The 18,321-nt window shown below is 62.0% G+C and carries 11 protein-coding genes; 1 reads left to right on the forward strand and 10 read right to left on the reverse strand.

Annotation, left to right across the window (positions count from 1 at the left end; all coding sequences use genetic code 11):
- Positions 1-5 precede the first annotated feature (5 nt).
- The 10 genes from VGC77_RS08455 to VGC77_RS08500 form a co-directional block, all read right to left on the reverse strand.
- On the reverse strand, positions 6-1,133 hold the full coding sequence (locus VGC77_RS08455) for a hydrogenase small subunit (protein ID WP_331171126.1): 1,128 nt from the start codon (positions 1,131-1,133) through the stop codon (positions 6-8).
- Positions 1,134-1,536: 403 nt separating this feature from the next.
- Complete coding sequence (locus VGC77_RS08460; RefSeq protein ID WP_331171127.1) at positions 1,537-2,979, reverse strand: nickel-dependent hydrogenase large subunit; 1,443 nt, start codon at positions 2,977-2,979, stop codon at positions 1,537-1,539.
- A complete protein-coding gene (locus VGC77_RS08465; protein WP_331171128.1) occupies positions 2,979-3,980 on the reverse strand; it encodes a HupU protein in 1,002 nt (333 codons plus the stop codon). The genes VGC77_RS08460 and VGC77_RS08465 overlap by 1 nt, the downstream gene beginning before the upstream one ends.
- Before the next feature lie 333 nt (positions 3,981-4,313).
- Entirely contained in the window at positions 4,314-5,927 is a 1,614-nt protein-coding gene (locus VGC77_RS08470) for a DHA2 family efflux MFS transporter permease subunit (RefSeq protein ID WP_331171129.1), read from the reverse strand.
- Complete coding sequence (locus VGC77_RS08475) at positions 5,924-7,093, reverse strand: HlyD family secretion protein (RefSeq protein WP_331171130.1); 1,170 nt, start codon at positions 7,091-7,093, stop codon at positions 5,924-5,926. Before VGC77_RS08475 ends, VGC77_RS08470 begins: the two co-directional genes overlap by 4 nt.
- A 260-nt stretch (positions 7,094-7,353) precedes the next feature.
- Entirely contained in the window at positions 7,354-8,610 is a 1,257-nt protein-coding gene (locus VGC77_RS08480; RefSeq protein WP_331171131.1) for an aminopeptidase, read from the reverse strand.
- A gap of 296 nt (positions 8,611-8,906) precedes the next feature.
- Positions 8,907-11,192 (reverse strand): glycoside hydrolase family 65 protein, encoded by a 2,286-nt coding sequence (locus VGC77_RS08485; protein ID WP_331171132.1) that lies wholly within the window; start codon positions 11,190-11,192, stop codon positions 8,907-8,909.
- 14 nt (positions 11,193-11,206) lie between these two features.
- Entirely contained in the window at positions 11,207-11,932 is a 726-nt protein-coding gene (locus VGC77_RS08490) for an HAD-IA family hydrolase (RefSeq protein WP_331171135.1), read from the reverse strand.
- 181 nt (positions 11,933-12,113) lie between these two features.
- The gene (locus VGC77_RS08495) at positions 12,114-14,273 is read right to left on the reverse strand and encodes an amylo-alpha-1,6-glucosidase (RefSeq protein WP_331171133.1); all 2,160 of its coding nucleotides are present in this window, start codon (positions 14,271-14,273) and stop codon (positions 12,114-12,116) included.
- A gap of 20 nt (positions 14,274-14,293) precedes the next feature.
- Positions 14,294-15,397 carry a glycosyltransferase family 4 protein gene (locus VGC77_RS08500; protein ID WP_331171136.1) on the reverse strand — a complete coding sequence of 368 codons (1,104 nt, stop codon included), beginning with the start codon at positions 15,395-15,397 and terminating at the stop codon, positions 14,294-14,296.
- Between the two features lie 696 nt (positions 15,398-16,093).
- Between VGC77_RS08500 and VGC77_RS08505 the strand changes: the two genes are divergently transcribed.
- Positions 16,094-18,321, forward strand: a 2,228-nt coding sequence (locus tag VGC77_RS08505; protein ID WP_414709627.1) for a phosphoketolase family protein, incomplete at its 3' end; no start/stop codon positions are given.

Genomic DNA, 18,321 nt, shown 5'->3' on the forward strand with positions numbered 1-18,321 from the left:
CCCGCTCAGCCGGCCGATGTATCGTTGGGTTTCTTGCTGCCGTTGCCGTTGCCGCCGTCATCCTTGCGGCGGGCCGTCATGTTGCGCACCGTGGTCACCGCGGCATGCGCCGCGATCGCGGTGCCGACCACGCCGGCCACGGTGGCGCCGATCTTGTCGGCGTTGGCTTCGACGCCGAACTGCTTGATGGTGGTCAGCCGGTCGTAGAACGAGCCGTTGTCCCAGAAATTGTCTTCCGAGCAGCCGATGCAGCCGTGCCCGGACTGGATCGGGAACGAGACGCCGCCGTTCCAGCGCACCGTCGAACAGGCGTTGTAGGTGGTCGGACCCTTGCAGCCCATCTTGTACAGGCAGTAGCCCTTGCGCGCGGCGTCGTCGTCCCATTCCTCGACGAACTGGCCGGCGTCGAAATGCGGCCGGCGATAGCATTTGTCGTGGATGCGCTGCGAGTAGAACATCTTCGGCCGGCCCTGGCGGTCGAGATCCGGCAGCCGGCCGAAAGTGGTGATGTAGGTGACGACGCCGGTCATCACCTCGGCGATCGGCGGACAGCCCGGCACCTTGATGATCGGCTTGTTGCGGATCACCTTGTCGATCGGGGTGGCCTGCGTCGGATTGGGCTTGGCGGCCTGCACGCAGCCCCAGGAGGCGCAGGCGCCCCAGGCGATCACCGCCATGGAGTCCTCGGCCATCTCCTTCAGCTTCTCGACGAACGGGCGACCGCCGTCGATGCAGAACATGCCGTCTTCGTTGAGCGGCGGGTTGCCTTCCACTGCGAGGATATACTGGCCTTTGTATTTCTCGCGGGTCTCCTGCAGGATCGCGTCGGCCTGATGGCCGGCCGCCGCCATGATGGTGTCGTCGTAATCCAGCGAGATCATCGACAGCACGGCGTCTTTGACCAAAGGATGCGCCGAGCGGATGAAGCTTTCGGAGCAGCAGGTGCATTCCAGCCCGTGCATCCAGATCACCGGCACCCGCGGCTTGGTCTCCAGCGCCTGCGCGATTTCGGTGGCGCCGATCGGGCCGAGCCCGAGGCTGGTGGCGGTCAGGCTGCAGAATTTGACGAAGCTGCGCCGGGTGATGCCCTGGCGGCGGATCACCTCATAGAATGTTTCTGTCCCTGCGCCCATGGCGACTCCTCGGCGTTCCTTGGTGCGCGATGCGTCCGTGCGCAACGCGATTGCCCCGATGATGGCAAGAACCAGGCCAACCCCGTCGCGATGCCGAGCGGCCGCGCAAACCGTTGAAAACAAGGGAATGTTTAGAATCGTTCTCAATCGCCTGACGACCACGGGATGTCGGCATGGTGACAAGTGTGTTGCGCTGCTGGTAACGGAGTGACCGGATTGTCGCGATCGACCGACCTCGATCCCCTCCGTCATTCCGGGGCGCGAGGGCGCAAGCCCGAGTGAACCCGGAATCTTGCGGCGAGGCGGAGCGTGAAGCGAGATTCCGGGTTCGCGCGCGGCTCACGCCGCGCCCGCCCCGGAATGACCGCCTCTCTGATGGCGCGCACCAACTGATGGAATGCGCTTAGTGTGCGGTGCACACCATGCAGGGATCGAACGAGCGCACCACGTGCTGCACCGCGACCGAGGCCGCGCCCTCGGCGCCGACCGGGGTGCCGACCAGCGCCTGCTCCAGCGGACCGGCGACGCCGTTGGCATCGCGCGGCGAGAAATTCCAGGTGGTCGGCGCGATGATCTGATAGCGGCGGATGCGATCGGCAGACAGTTCGATCCAATGCCCGAGGCTGCCGCGCGCGGCCTCCACGAGACCGATGCCGGCGCCCTCGCCCGGCCGCTCCGCGCGGTCGAGGAACGCGGCGTCGCGCGCGATCTGCCGCGCCCAGCGATCCATCGCCAGCGCCAGCCGCGCGGTCTCCAAGAGCCGCGCGATCACCCTGGTTCGCACGTTCGCACCAAAGCGCCGCAGCAGATCGCGGATCAGGGCGTCGCCATCGACCGCCTGCCGCGCCAAGGCGCCGACCTCGATCGGTTGGCCGTTCAGCCGCGGCGCCTTGCACCAGCTATAGCCGCCCGGCCGGTCGGCGTCGGGCAGCGTCTCGGCGAGCGCCGGCTTCGCCGCGGTGTCGCGCATCCAGGCATGCGAGACGTCCTCGGTGATGGCGTCGATGTCGAGCGCGCGCGTCGTCGATGTTGCAGGATCGTAAAGACCCGCGGCGAACAGCGGCGCCTCCAGGCCATGGTACGCGCCGAAACTCATCAGCGGCGCCGCGCCGCGGCCGAGCGCATCGAGCGCCAGATCGTCGGCCACGGCGAGAAATGTTGCAAAATCGCCGCCGCGACCGTCGCGCCAAACATCCAGCGCCGCGGCGCTGTCCAACCCCAGCACCGCGTCGAGATCGTCGCCGAACACGAGGGATTCCAGGAAGCTGCGAAAATCGCCGATGATCGACAGCAGCCGCACCCGTTCGCCGAGCCCGATCGCCCGGGTCGTGCCGCCGGGCTGAAATGCCAGACTGTGCGGCCATTTGCCGGCGATCAACCCCATGATCTCCAGCAGCCGGGCGCGCGCCGGCAGCACCTGGCGCGCGGCGCGGCCCTGCACCGCGGCGAAGCGCTCGGCTATCGCTGTGTGCCACGGCCGATCCGCGTAACAATCGCGGGCGAAATCCGGCATGAAGAACACGTAGAAATGCGTCAGGTGATCGGCGGCGTTCTCCGCGGCGTGGGCGATGTTGGCGGCATAGAGGCCGTTCGGCGCGGCCTTGATGCCATCCACCGCGCGCAGCGCTGCGACGGCAGCCATCGACTGCGACACCGAGCAGATGCCGCAGATCCGTGGCGCCAGGATCAACGCGTCCAGCGAGGGCCGGCCTTCGAGAATCTGTTCGAAGCCGCGATACAGCGGCGCGGTGACTTCGGCCGCCGCTACCACGCCGTCGTCGATATCGAGCCGCACTTCGAGATCGCCCTCGACGCGGTTGAACGGGCCGACCGTAATCCGCCGCATCACTTGCGCCGATGTCCGGACGGCGTCGGCGGCAGCACCACGTGATCGGCCAGCGCGTTGGCGCGCACCCTGGTCGGCGTCGCCGATTTCGACAGCGCCGCCAGCGCCACGAACCACGCCTTCGGCATGTCGAGCGGCAGCCCGACCGGAATGCCGGCGAGCTTGGCGGTCGCCATGTAGTTGTGCGCCGCCTCGAAACCCGGCGAGGTGCAGGCGATGCAGGCATAGCCGCCCTGGGTGCAGGAGCCGCCGCCGTTCCAGGAACGCTGGTTGCAGTCGCCGACCGCCTGGGTCGCCTTGCAGCCGAGATGCTCCATCAGGCAGCCGCGCTGCGACATCGCCTCGGCGCTGGCCTTGAATTCGTAGAACTCGTTGCGGGCGCAGCCGTGATGCGCCAGGTGCTCGGCGAAGAATCTTGGCCGCGCGAAACTATCCAGCGCCTCAATGGAGAACTCGCCGAGCGCCAGCGCGGCCAGCGTCTCGGCGATCCAGCCGGGATGCGGCGCGCAGCCGGCGAGGTTGATCACCGGCAGGCCGGCGCGGGAGCGAAACGACGCACCGAGCACACCGCCCGGTTCGGTGCCGAGGAACTGCAATCCGGAGGCGTCGGTCGGATTGTGCCCGGCCGCCGGAACCCCGCCATAGGCCGAGCAGGTACCGACCGCGACCACGTAGTCGGCGCGCGGCGCGAGCTCGCCGATCCACGAGGCCATCGAGCGCCCGGTGCCGCCCAGCATGTTGAACCGCCCGCTGCCGTTCGGGCCGCGCAGCACCGCGCCCTCGACCACCAGCACCGACAGCGGCGTGCGCTCAGCCGCCACGCCGGCGAGAATGTCGCTCACCTCGGCGGCGGTGGCCTCGCTGACCGAGGGATGCCACAGCAGGTTGATGCCGAAGCTTTGCAGCTCGGCGAACCAGCCGGCGCGGCCCTGTTCGAGGATCGCCATGGTGCAGCCGCCGCAGCCCGCGGCCTGCAGCCACAACAGGTTGATCGGTGCCATCGCGCTCCTTGGCCGGCGGCCTGCCCGAATGCTCCGCGGCAGCGCTTCGCCTTGAGGCGCATTTGTCGCCGATTTTTTCCGGCCGCGCTACCTTAGAGTCTGACTCAAAAAGCGATCAATGAAATCAGGCATTAGACCCGTCATTGCGAGGAGCTCTTGCGACGAAGCAATCCAGGGCCACGTGTGAAGCCCTGGATTGCTTCGCTTCTCAGTCGGCGCTACGCGCCGCCGTCGGCTCACAATGACAAAAACCCCTGATTTTGCTCGCTGCTTTTTCGGTCAGACACTTAGATCGAGCAATCGGGCGCCCGGTTCCGGAGCGGCCAAAGCCGCTCAATGTCCCTTCGGCACGCCGCCGAGCTGGATCGGCCGCATGATCAGCGCCAGCGGCACCATCACCGCGCCGACGATCGCCAGCGACCAGAACACGTCGATATAGGCCAGCAGGTCGATCTGGCGTTGCAGGGTCTGGCCGATCCAGGCCAGCGCCTGCGCCGCGGCGTCGGACGGACTCGAGCCCTGCCCGGTGAAGAACCGGGTCATCGCATCCAGCGTCTGCTGATAGCCGAGGTCGGAGGGCGCGGTGTGCTCGATCAGCCGGCTCTGATGGAATTGCTGGCGCTGCGCATAGGTGGTCTGCGCCAAGGCCACGCCCATCGAGCCGCCGATATTGCGCGCGACATTGATCAGCGCCGAGGCCTGATTGGTCTTGTCGGGCGGAATGCCGTCATAGGACGCGGTGGTGATCGGCAGGAATAGAAACGGCAAGCCGATCGCCAGATAGATCCGCGACCACGCCGCATAGCCATAGGTGATGTCGCCGTTCAAGCCGGTGAGGTGCCACATCGAGAACGTCACCACGCAGGCGCCGAACACGATCAGATATTTCGGCTGCACGATGCCGACCAGGCGACCGACCAGCGGCATCATGAACAAAGTGGCGACGCCGCCCGGCGACAGCGCCAGCCCGGCCAAGAGCGCGGTGTAGTTGAACTCGGTCTGCAGGATCTGCGGCAGGAATTGCGTGGTCGAGATCAGCACCGCGCCGGTGCCGAGCATCACCAGCCAGCAGGCGCCGAATTGCCGCCGCCCGAGCAGCCGGACGTCGACGATCGGCTCCTTGCGGGTCAATTCCCATGGAACGAGCGCGATCAGGCAAAATGCCGACAACAGCGCGAAACTCAGAATCATGTTGGAGCCGAACCAGTCCTTCTTCTGGCCCTCGTCGAGCACGAATTCCAGCGAGCCGAGCCCGATCGCCACCAGCGCGAAGCCGATGTAATCGATCCGCAGGCCCTTCTTCAGCAGCGCCACGCGTTCCTGCTCGGCGCCCGACGGCTCGCTGACCAAGGTGCCGACCAGGAGCAGCGACAGCATGCCCATCGGCACGTTGATCAGGAACACCCAGTGCCAGGAATAAGTGTCGGTGATCCAGCCGCCGAGCGTCGGCCCGATCACCGGCGCCACCACCACCGCGATGCCGTAGATCGCAAATGCCTGGCCGCGCTTGGCCGGCGGAAACGAGTCGGCGAGGATCGCCTGCTCGGAGGTCGCCATGCCGCCGCCGCCGAGCCCCTGCACAATCCGGAACGCGACCAGCGATTCCAGGCTCCAGGCAAAGCCGCACAACAGCGACGCCAGCGCGAACACCGCAACGCAGATCATGTAGAAGCGTTTGCGGCCGATCACCGTGGACAGCCAGCCGGAGATCGACAGCACGATGGCGTTGGCGACCAGATAGCTGGTGATCACATAGGTGCTCTCGTCGATGCCGACCGCGAGCCCGCCGGCGATGTGCCGTAGCGCGACATTGGCGATGGTGGTGTCGAGCACCTCCATGAAGGTGGCGATCGAAACCACGAAGGCGATCAGATAGGGATTGCGGCCGCCGGCCGCCGAGCGCTCCGGTGTCCAGCCCGAGGCGTCCGCGGTCCCCGCCTCGCTCATCGCACCTTGGTCCGCGGCACCACCGATAGGCCGGGGCCGACCGGCAGATCGGCGGGCCACTCATCGACCACGATCTTGACCGGCACCCGCTGCACCACCTTGACGTAATTGCCGGTGGCGTTCTCCGCCGGCAGCAGGCTGAAGGCGGTGCCGGAGCCGGGCTGCACCGAGGCGACGTGGCCGCGCAGCTTGCGCGACGGATAGGCGTCGATGCCGATCTCGACCGGCTGCCCCGGCCGCATGTCGGCGAGCTGGGTCTCCTTGTAGTTGGCGACGATCCAGACCTCGTCCGGCACCAGCATTGCGAGACTCTGGCCGGCGGTGACATAGGCGCCCTTGGCGCCGCTGAGCTTCACCACGCGGCCCGGCTGCGCCGCGCGCACGCTGGTGTAAGCGAGATTGAGCTTGGCCTGTTCGAGCTGCGCATTGGCCTGATCGAGCTGGGCGCGGGCGCTGTCGCGCTGCGTCGCCAGCACCTTGATCTGCAATTCGGCGGCGGAGAGCGCGGATTTGGCGCGCGCGGTGTTGGCCTGCTGGGCGTCGAGATCGGAATTGGTCTGCTGCTGGCGCTGCACGGTGCCGGCGCCCTTCTGCACCAGATCCTGCGCACGCGCCGCCTCCTGCTGGGCGAATTGCAACTGCGCCTCGGCCTGCTCGACCTGCGCCTTGGCCTGCTCGATCTGCGCCTGTTGGCTGGCGATCTGCGCGTCGATATTGGCGATGTTGGCGGCCGCAGCGTCGGCCTGCGCCTGGGCCTTCGCCACCGCGATGCGGTAGTCGCGCGGATCGATCTCGGCCAAAACGTCGCCGGCGGCGACGTGCTGGTTGTCGGTGACCGGAATGTCGGTGACGTAGCCGCTGACCTTGGGTGCGATGGAATAGCTGCGCGCCGCGACGAAGGCGTCGTCGGTGGATTCGTAATGCCGGGCGTCCAGCCAGTACAAGACGCCGGCGATCAGCGCGATGACGAGGACCACCGCAATCGCCGAGGCCAGCAGCCAATGCTGCCGGATGCGATCGCGCAGCGACGGCTTCGGCGCGGCCTCGCCTTGCGAGGCCGCGCCGTGGTCGGAGCCGGGCGGCGCTTTGGCTTTGACGTCATCGTCGCCATCGGACGACGGTGTGTGATCCGGAGAAGGCGCCCGGGCCTTGGTCTGAATGTCCACGAACAACCTCGCTCGGAGCATCGGCAATGCGCCGCGGCGTTGTGCGGCGCATTAAAAACCGAGCGCGGCGAGGTTTGTTCCCGATCTCCCAACCCGACACATGACGATTGCAATAAAGTCAGGCGCTTAAGTTCGTCATTGCGAGGAGCTCTTGCGACGAAGCAATCCAGGGCTGCGGGAGATGCCCCTGGATTGCTTCGCTGTTCGGCCGGCGCTAAGCGCCGGCCTCGGCTCGCAATGACGCATTCATACTTACCCGCTTAGGCCCACTCCCCTTTGCGGAACACCGGAACGCGGCGGCCATCGGCGGTGATGCCGTCGACGTCGGTATCCGCCGAGCCGATCATCCAGTCGATATGGATCAGGCTCGCGTTGCCGCCCTGCTGCGCCACCTGCGCGGGCGTCAGACGATCGCCGCCCTCGAAGCATTTCGAGTAGCATTGGCCGAGCGCGATGTGGCTGGCGGCATTCTCGTCGAACAGCGTGTTGTAGAACAACAGCCCGCTATGCGAGATCGGCGAGGAGTGCGGCACCAAGGCGACTTCGCCAAGACGCCTTGCGCCCTCGTCGGTGTCGAGCACCTTGTTGAGCACCTCTTCGCCGCGGCTGGCCTTGGCCGCGACGATCCGGCCGTCCTTGAACTGCACGGCGATGTTGTCGATCAGCGAGCCCTGATAAGACAGCGGCTTGGAGCTGACCACGTGGCCCTCCACGCGATGCGCATGCGGCGTGGTGAACACCTCTTCGGTCGGGATATTGGCGTTGCAGGTGATGCCGTTCTTGGCGCCGGATTCGCCGCCCTGCCATTCGTGGCCGTCGGCGAGCCCAATCGTCAGATCGGTGCCCGGCCCGGAATAGTGCAAGGCCGCAAAGCGCTGGCCGTTGAGCCAGGCGGTGCGCGCCCGCAGCTCGGCATTATGCGCGGTCCAGGCCGCGACCGGGTCGTCATTGTCGACCCGGGAGGCTGCGAAGATCGCCTCCGCGAGCTTGCCGACCGCCACCTCCTCGGCATCGTCAGGAAACACCAGCCTGGCCCAGGACGGGCTGGGATAGGCCAGGATATTCCAGTTGATGTCGAAGCCCGCGATCTTTTCCAGCGCCGGCTTGTAGGCGATCGAATTGGCCTTGCTGGCGCGCGCCACCCGCGCCGGGTCCTGCCCCGACAGCAGCATCGGATCCTCGCCGACGATGGCGAGCCGCGCGGTGTTGGCCGCAAACGCCTTGGCCATGCCTTCATAGAGCCAGCCCGCGGCGCGATCGAAGCTCGCGTCCTGCGCAAAGCGATAACGCGACAGCGTCAGCGCCTCGTCCGACAGGATCGGAATGACCAGACCCGCGCCCGCTTGATAGGCGTGGTCGGCGACCAGCCGCACCAGCGGCAGCGCCGCGGTCGGCGCCGTCACCAGCAGATCCTGCCCGGGCTCGAGCCGCAGCCCGACCTTGATCGCGAGTTCGGCCAATCGATCCAGTTTCACCGGATCGACCGGGCTGGAGATGCCGCGTTGGTGAATCGTCATGGGATATCCTTCAACAGCCGTGAATGCCTGCCATCGTCGCCGCATCCGGCGGATTTGTCGACCGCGGCCGGCGATCATTTGCCGACCGCAGCGACGTTGAGAAAGTGGCGGCTGGCGGCGAACCATGCTCGCCGGTGCAGGGCCGCCGAAGACAGCAAAAAGCCCTTGGGAACTTTACGCTCTCAAGGGCTTCAAACTTGGTTGCGGGGACCCGCAACACCCGATTCTTGCGAATGGTTGAACGTGAAATTCCGAGGCTCACAGTATAATGTGTAGACGATTTGATTTTTGCAGCTTTAGGCCGCTACAGTTCTTGCGCCCAACGAAATCTCCATAGCCTCTGTCCCAATATCATACGGCTCGCCCCTGATAACAACCTTCATCGCCGCTCCGGATTCGATCGCAATGCGAACAGACTGCTTGTCTTGGTCGATTCGAACCTTAAGGCTTCGCCCCCGCCAGCAAATTCCGAACGAAAGGCTGCGCCAGCTTTCCGGCATTTGAGGGTTGATGGCGACCCCATCCTCTCGCAAGGACAGCCCTGCGATCCCCAGGACCACCAGCATCCAGTTTCCCCCAAGTGCGGCGATGTGAACGCCGCCGTCGGTTCCCACATGTGCATCAGAAAGATCAATCGCCGCTGCTTGCTTGAAGTACTGTAACGCCTTTTCAGCCTGGCCCAGTCGCGCAGCGACAAGGCCATGCATGGCCGGGCTCAGAGAACTACCGTGGCCACATCGCGGCTCGTAGAAACGGAAGTTCGCAGCCCCCGTCTCACCAACAAACTCATTCGGTAACAAGGCAAGAAGCGCGATCACGTCGGCCTGTTTGATCACCTGTGATTTCTGAGTTCGCCAGCGCCCAAGCACGACGTCCATCGGCACGGAGCGTCCAGAATAGTTTTTCAGATCGATATTCTCGAGTTCGAAATATCCTGCAAATTCTTGATATAGCCCAGTTTTCGGATCGAGATTCGTCATTATTGTCTCTGCAACTTGTCGCCATTTCCTCAATTCATCTTCGTCCACGCTGAGCCGGGACGACAGGCTCGTCCAGCGATCTGGCCACCGCTCGCGTAGCAAGGCCGCAACGTCGAGCGCACGCCGGATATTCCAACGCGCCATAACATTGGTGTAGGCGTTATCGTCAATATTTTCGTGGTATTCATCTGGACCGATAACGCCTCGGATGTGACGGTAGCCATCCTCCTCAAGCTTGGCCCGGCTCGACCAGAACCGGCCGGTCTCCAGGAGAATTTCCGCCCCCGCGTCGCGGAGGAACCCTTCGTCACCTGTCGCCTGCCAGTACTGCCAGACCGCGTAGGCCACGTCCGCGCTGATGTGCTGCTCCTGCAAACCGCAAAGGATGGGGATAACCAAACGATCCGGACCGATCGCCTGAATAGGCGCCACCTCTGCGCCCGTAACCGCCGACTCCCATGCATAGAGGGCCCCGCGCCAGCCCATTCGAGACGCCTTTGCACGTGCGCCATCAAGGGTATGAAAGCGATACATCAGCAGCGCGCGGGCCGCTTCAGGCCAAGTTAGGATGTAGAAGGGAAGCAGGAAGATTTCCGTATCCCAAAACACATGCCCATGGTAGTCGGCGCCGGTTAACGCCCGGGCGCCGATTGATACGCGTTCATCGCCGGGATTGGCTGCGCTGTTCAAATGGTAAACCGCGAATCGCAACGCCTCCTGTGCGGCAGCGTCGCCCTGAACCTCAACGTCGCTCAATCGCCAACGGCCTGCCCAAGCCGCCTCATGTGCCGCTACTACGCCGCGCCAGCCAATCTGCCGCGCTACGGCCAGCTTTTTCACAGCAGCGGGCGCCGGATCGATCCCTTCGGCGTCGCTCCGCGCGATCGCGACAGTGCGTTCGAAATGCACAACTTGCCCAGGGTGACATTTCCAATGCCAGGATGATTTCAATTGGCCAAGAGCAATCATATTGATCTCTCGGCCATCGACCTGGAGCGACGCTCCGGTCGCAATGGCTAACCCTTTGCCCGAGTGCTGGGTGCGCCAAACCCCAAGGTCCTGCTCGACCCGAACAGCCGTGAGGCCGAGGTTCATGCCTTCAAACGATGCTTCAAGCGTGATCAGGGTCTCCCCGTCCTCAACTATCAATTCGATCAGCTGCATCCCGACTGCACGCTCGCTGAGCGATACAAAGCGCATCGTCCGCAGGTGCACATTCGCATCAGGTTCGGTCAAATGGCTACATTGGCTCAGCAATGCGCCCTTCTTTAGGTCAAGGACAATGCGATGCGACGCAACGTCGCCTGGGTGATGCACCAGAGGTCCGCTCGGCAATAGAATCCGGAGCTTCATCCAGTCTGCGGCAGGAACAAGCGCTGGGGTCGCATGGTCGCCGTCGGCCTTGTCGAACAAGCCAGCCACATAAGTGTGGGCTGGAACCACCCAACGCGCACCCCGAGTCGCCGCGCGTCCACCCCTGACGCCCAGAAACCCGTTGCTTATCGCGAAGCGTGATTCAAAGCCTTGCTCCCGAAGTGGATCGTAACCGTTGGTAACGATCACCCAAGCGGGATCCTCAGTGGCCTCCAACGTGTGTTCCATCCCATACTATCCAGTCAGATCGCCCGTCGACAAAGCCATCCACAAGCCAGTCGATCGATTGCAATTTCGTCGAGGTTTCCCACCACCAGATCTGCCCCAGCAGCTAGCAAGGGGGCTGCGTCTCCAACTCGAGCAACCCCGAGTGCTGTCATGCCGCCCGACCGAGCCGCCTCGATACCGGCGGTCGCATCCTCAGCAACGAAAGAGCATGCCGGATCTGTCTTGAGTTCTGAAGCTGCGAGTAAGAAGATCGCTGGATCTGGCTTGCCGTGCGGCAGGTCGCGACCGCAAACATTAACGCTAAATATATCGAGCAAGCTTTGACCGGAAGCTAAGTGGATCGTCTTCATCATGCCGTTGGCATTCTTTGATGATGATGCGACCGCCATGCGCCACCCCAGATCCGCCAGCGCCTGTACGAACCGTAGGGCGTCGGGAAAGGCCACGACGTTCCCCGAATGAATTAACTGCTCGAGGATGCGTTGCTTGCGCTCGGCATATAAGACGGCTTGCCGAACGGCGTCAGTCACACCCAGTGCTTCGAGCGCGGCTCGTGCGCCAGCCATGCGCGGCTTCCCCGCGACATGGGCCTGGTACATTTTCGACGTGAGCCGGGCCGGATCGGCCAGCCCTTCAAGCGCTTCGCGCCAGGCTCGCTCATGCGGGGACGCAAGAAGGACGCCGTCAACATCGAAGATTGCCGTCGTTAAAACGCGGGGTTGAGCCAGGGCGTGATTCATTGGGACGGCAACGGCTATCATTCTGGTGCCTCGATTGGCGCCTGCCATCAAACGTGACAACATTTCGCGCTCGCCACTCTTGATCGTCGTACCCTGTTCGCGCAGGAGCACATGGCCCCACATGTTGATCGTCGCATCGACGATAGCGCTGTTACCCGATGTCCTTAAGCGCGGCGCTCCCTCAATAGACGATCGATACCTCCACGTCCCCTTCGTTGCGAAGAATCTCGATCGAGATCGTCTGTTCGTGACGGTATACTGCAAAATCCACTAAATTGTCGGCAACCTGCACATCACGCAGGACAACCATATCTAAAAACGTCGGCAAGGTCGGACCGACCAGGCTGATCCGGTTTTGGTCCAGGTCGAACCTGATCCCAAGCGATGCCTGCACAAGAGCCAGCGGCGCGGCACTTGCCCACGCTTGCGGCGTACAAGCTACCGGATACCGGGTCAGACCATTTCCACGAACGCGGCGGAAGCCACAAAATAGCTCGGGTAGCCGACGCAATTCCATACGGGACGCAGCGCCCACCAAGCCCTGAAAGACGAGATCGACTTCGGCCTTAAAGCCATAACGCGCAAAGCCTATGGCAATCAGCGCGTTGTCGTGCGGCCAAATCGATCCATTGTGGTAGGACATCGGATTGTAGCGGGCCTCCCCCACGGCCACTGTGCGAATACCCCAGCCGGACAGAAATTCCGGTCGAATGAGGCAGTCTGCGATTTTGCGGGCGCGTTCAGAGGATGCGATTCCGCTCATCAGAACTTGCCCTGCATTCGACGTTCGAACTCGGCATTGGCGCTTCTCGCCGTCGAGCGCGAGGGCATACATTCCGATCTCGTCGCACCAAAACGCGTCTTCGAAACGTTGCTGAAGACGTCTGGCTGACATCTCCAATTCGGCTGCGCGATTAGAAAGACCAAGCCTTCGTGCGCATCGCGCAATGGATTGCTTGGCGGCAAAGACGTAGGCCTGCACCTCCGCGAGAGCAATTGGCCCCTTTGCAAGATCGCCATTCGCATGAAAGATGGCATCTTGCGAATCCTTCCAACCCTGGTTTACGAGCCCATCCGAGGTTGCTCGCGCATATTCGATAAACCCGTCCCCATCGGAATCCCCTGAACCATCGATCCAGCCCAATGCAGCTTCTATGTTCGGCCACAGCGCCCTGACAGTGCCAAGATCGTTCGTCCTCTCTGCGTAAGCTCCAGCTAGCAACACAAACAGCGGGGTCGCATCGACGCTGCCGTAATACCTTTCAAAGGGCACTTCCCGAAGGGCAGCCATTTCGCCGCCACGCATCTCATGCACAATTTTTCCAGGTTCAGCGTCGTTCAACGTGTCGCAAGACATTGCTTGAAGTGCAGCAAGTCTTGTCAGAACACCCTTGGCGATATGCGGCGCACACCAGAGCAACTCCAGCGCGGTAATCAATCCATCACGCCCAAATGTTGTCGAATACCACGGGACACCTGCATACGGATAGGCGCCATCTGAAGTCAATGTCGTCAGCATATGCAGATCGTTCATAGAACGCCTGAGAACCTGATTGAAGACGTCACTCGAAGTGCCAATGGAAATGAACTTGCGTTTCTGCGCCCTGAGTTCTCTTGACGCCGCTTTCAGACCACTAAAGAAGGATTTCACCTTTTCGGTCGGCGGTATGTTGCAACTTATCGATAGAAATATCGAACTCCGATTTTGGGGGCTCAGGGACATCGTGTAAGATACGATCCCACCCCCGATCCGATCCGGCCTCGGGTAGCAATTCAGTGTCGTCGTCCGTTCGGCCTCATCGAGACCCACGTATCCCAGAGCAACGCTTTGGAGGTCGATCACCGGCGATCTTAGATTTCCTCGTTGCCCACGGCGCGTCCCCCGGACTTCGAAAATGTCGGCGAAGTCGTTGGCGAAGACGATAGATACCGTGCAGCTGACCTCCGCATCACCATAGTTCCGGATGCCGAGCCGCAGATAGGCGACGCCCCGCCACAGGAAGAACGTTCGAACAATATGAAGGGTGTCTTTCGGCAAGATAAGGTCATTTCCAGAATATTCATCTGGATTGGTGAGATCCACCGTGAGTGTGGTGTTGTCATCGCGGATGTTGGAGCCCAGCAACAACGGCTGCATACCGTCGATCAAGACTTCAAGTCGCGAAAGGTAACGGGTGTCACAATGAAAGATTCCATCAGCCCCGCCCGCGACTACTCCGATGTCACCATGACTGTCGACAATTGCGAAGGTATCGCCGTTCTTAAGCGTTTGCCGGGGACGCGCGGTTGCCTCCGTCCCCGCGATGCAAAATAATTGCTCAGACTGCGATACGAGCGACAAGGCGTTCCTGATAGACCGTGTCAATTTATGGACTCAGACTCAAGCGTGGCTGATCCTGCCGCCATCCGTGCCGCTCGCTCAGTCTCTTGCCGCGGCGTGGCATCCATGAGCTGTCGATAGAGTTTGAGATAACCGTTCGCCATTCGCGTTACGGAGAACCGCTCTTCGAAGCGTTTTCGGACCACACGGCGATCCATTCTTAACAGTTTTGGAATTGCGGCGACTGCCTGCTCCATCGATTCGACGATCATTCCGCTGATACCCTCGTCAATGACCTCTGGAACGGAGCCACAGCGGAATGCCAGTACCGGTGTTCCGCACGCCATCGCCTCGATCATGACCAAGCCGAACGGCTCTGGCCAGTCGATCGGAAACAGCAGCCCCAACGCATTTCCAAGAAACTCATTCTTATTCTGCTCATTGATCTCGCCGACAAATTCCACGTCGGGGCCATTGAGTAATGGCGCAATTGTCTCTTGAAAATAGGCTTGGTCGACCCGGTCAACCTTTGCTGCGATTTTGAGGGGTAGGCCGAACCTGCGTGCAATCTCGATTGCACGATCCGGCCTCTTTTCAGCAGAAATTCGCCCAATGAAGGCAAGGTAGCCACCGTTAGGATGAAAGTTTGGCTTCATCAATGTCGGTGGCAAACCGTGATAAATTGTAGCGGCAAAATTGGCGCTCGGCACGGGACTACGTTGATGGCGCGAAATCGAGACCAACGGCATGTTGTCAAAACCATGAAATATGGGCTTGATATCGGGCAGGTCTTGCCGGCCATGAAGGGTGGTCACCGTGGTTGATGCACGGTACCTGAACAACGGGAAATGCAAATAATCGATGTGAAAATGAATGATGTCGAAGTCGGCCGCACTCCGACGCACCCGATCCAACATCAACATATAGTATGGTATGGAGTCCATGACATTCGGCTCAAGTCTGAGCGCGGTGTTCGCACAACTTATCAGACGCGCCGACGTTATAGAGTCTCCACTTGCGAAGAGAGTGACGTCGTGCCCGAGCCTGACTAACTCCTCCGTAAGGTAAGAGACGACGCGCTCTGTGCCGCCGTAAAGACGAGGTGGAACACTTTCCATAAGAGGCGCAATTTGAGCGATTTTCACGATCTCTCTCTCTTTGAGACACACGACGCCGATGATTTTTCCCATGATCCGCGCCTTCATCCATCGCAATCGGATCGACCAGAGAGACAAGGCGCTTTTCCAATCCGGCCGCGTGGGAGCAATGTCGGAAAGACTACGTTCGCGGATCATAGGCTCGACTTAGCCATCGGGCACCCACGAACAACAGGCTCGGAAACTACTCATGCGCGGTATCGCATCGGCGGAGGCGCGGTTGGCGTGAATTCGAAATACTGAAAGGAAATCGAAAGAGTGATCAACATTGACCAGACTTTGTCCGGCGGTTCGAGGAGCGACACGCTCCGCTCTCGAACCACTCAAGTGCGCATCCACGAAACCTCGTCGATATGATGGACCGCTGCGCTGAAGCACACCTGAGCACCGTGGGGCGAGGATCGGCCGGGCAGGTCGGCGCTGTGGCAGCGGCTCGGCCGCCAGCGGCGACGGAATGGAACGATCGCCCGGCACGAGGCTACTCCGCGGCGTCCCGGGCGGCGGCCCGCCCGCGTCGGTTTGAAGGTTCGGGACGGGACGGTCGGTTCCCAAACTCCGATATACCAACGAGTAGCGCGCATGGCGCAGCGCGTGGGTATTTTCCGACGCTGTACTGCGCGCTATGCGCATGACCATGGTCCGGAACCTCCGAATATAGTAACCAATAGACAACGAGGTCTAAGAATGGACGCATCCACGACTGCAGAAGAGCTTCGGGAGCGAAACAACGCGACCATCGCGCCGAATGCCGAACCGATGCTAACCACGGAAGAACTGCGAAAGACCAACGCCTATTGGCGGGCGGCCAACTATCTGTCGGTTGGCCAGATCTATCTCTATGACAATCCGCTGCTGCGTGAGCCGCTGAAGCTTGCCCACGTCAAGCCTCTGGTGGTTGGGCATTGGGGAACCACTCCGGGTCAGAACTTCATCTATGTCCATCTCAATCGGATAATCAAGAAGCACGATCTGGACGTCATCTATATCGCCGGCCCCGGACACGGCGGCCCTGCGGTCGTCAGCAATGTGTACCTCGAAGGCACCTGGAGCGAGGTCTGTCCAAATGTCACCCCGGACGAAGCCGGCCTGAAGAAGCTGTTCAAGCAGTTCTCGTTTCCGGGCGGCATCTCCAGTCACGTCGCGCCGACAACGCCTGGATCGATCCACGAAGGCGGCGAGTTGGGGTATTCCCTCAGCCACGCCTTTGGTGCGGCGTTCGACAATCCGGACTTGATCGTTGCCTGCGTGGTGGGCGACGGCGAATCCGAAACCGGCCCGCTGGCGACCGCATGGCAGTCCAACAAGTTCCTTGATCCGATCACCGACGGGGCCGTATTGCCGATCCTGCACCTGAACGGCTACAAAATCAGCAACCCGACTGTGCTGGCCCGCATCGCGCATGACGAGCTTGAACAGTTCTTTCGTGGTTGCGGATGGACGCCCTACTTCGTCGAGGGAGATGACCCGGCGACGATGCACGAGCTTATGGCGACAGCGCTGGAGCATGCGGTCGAGGATATCCGGCAGTTCCAGACCACGGCGCGCGCCACAAAGAGCGCCTCCCGCCCGCGCTGGCCAATGATCGTGCTTCGCTCGCCCAAGGGGTGGACAGGGCCGAAAATCGTCGATGGCCTACAGATCGAAGGCACCTTCCGTGCGCATCAGGTGCCGCTCCTGGTCGATCAAGACCATCCGGCGCACGTCGCCCTGCTGGAAAGCTGGATGAAGAGTTACAGGCCTGAAGAGCTGTTCGACCAAACCGGGCGACTGATCGATGAACTGGGTGAGCTCGCGCCAAAGGGCGACCGTCGGATGGGATCGAATCCCCATGCCAATGGCGGGCTCCTGTTGCGCGACCTGGAGATGCCAGATTTCCGGGCCCACGCGGTTCACGTGCCTTCGCCCGGCGCCGTCGATGGGCAGGACACCCTCGTACTGGGCGGGTTCTTCAGGGACATCGTCACGCTGAACCAGGACAACTTTCGAATCTTCGGGCCGGACGAGACACTTTCGAATCTGCTCGGCGCAGTCTTCGAGGTCACCAACCGCCAATGGGACGCCGAGATGGTTGCGAATGACGAATTCCTGGCACCCGCCGGCCGGGTGCTTGATTCGATGCTCAGCGAGCACCAGTGCGAAGGCTGCCTGGAAGGCTATTTGCTGACCGGGCGTCACGGGCTGTTCAACAGCTACGAGGCGTTCATCCGCATCATCGACTCGATGTTCAGCCAGCATGCCAAGTGGCTGAAGGTGACCTTGGAATTGCCGTGGCGCCGAAAAATCGCCTCGCTGAACTATCTGCTTGCCTCCCATGTCTGGCAGCAGGATCATAACGGATTCACCCACCAAGATCCCGGCTTCCTCGACCATGTGATCAACAAGAAGGCCGACATCGTGCGGGTTTATCTACCGCCGGATGCCAACTGCCTGTTGTCCACGTTCGATCACTGCCTGCGCAGCCGGCATTACGTGAACGTGGTGGTCGCCGGCAAACACGCTTTGCCGCAGTGGCTGACCATGGACGAGGCCATCGTGCATTGCACGCAAGGTCTCGGCATCTGGCAATGGGCGAGCAACGATCAGGACATCGAACCCGACGTGGTGATGGTCTGCTGCGGAGACACGCCGACGCTTGAGATTCTGGCGGCGGTATCGATCCTCCGCGAGCATCTGCCTGAACTGAAGATCCGCGTGATCAACGTCATCGACCTGATGAAGCTGCAGTCAGCAAGCGAGCATCCGCATGGACTGAGTGAAGCCGACTACGATGCCTTATTCACCAAGGACAAGCATATCATCTTCGGCTTCCATGGCTATCCGTCGCTGGTGCACCGGCTGACCTATCGTCGAACCAATCGAAATCTTCACGTTCGCGGCTACAAGGAAGAGGGCACAATTACCACAGCCTTCGA

It is taken from the genome of Rhodopseudomonas sp. (assembly GCF_036404135.1).
Classification (GTDB): domain Bacteria; phylum Pseudomonadota; class Alphaproteobacteria; order Rhizobiales; family Xanthobacteraceae; genus Rhodopseudomonas_A.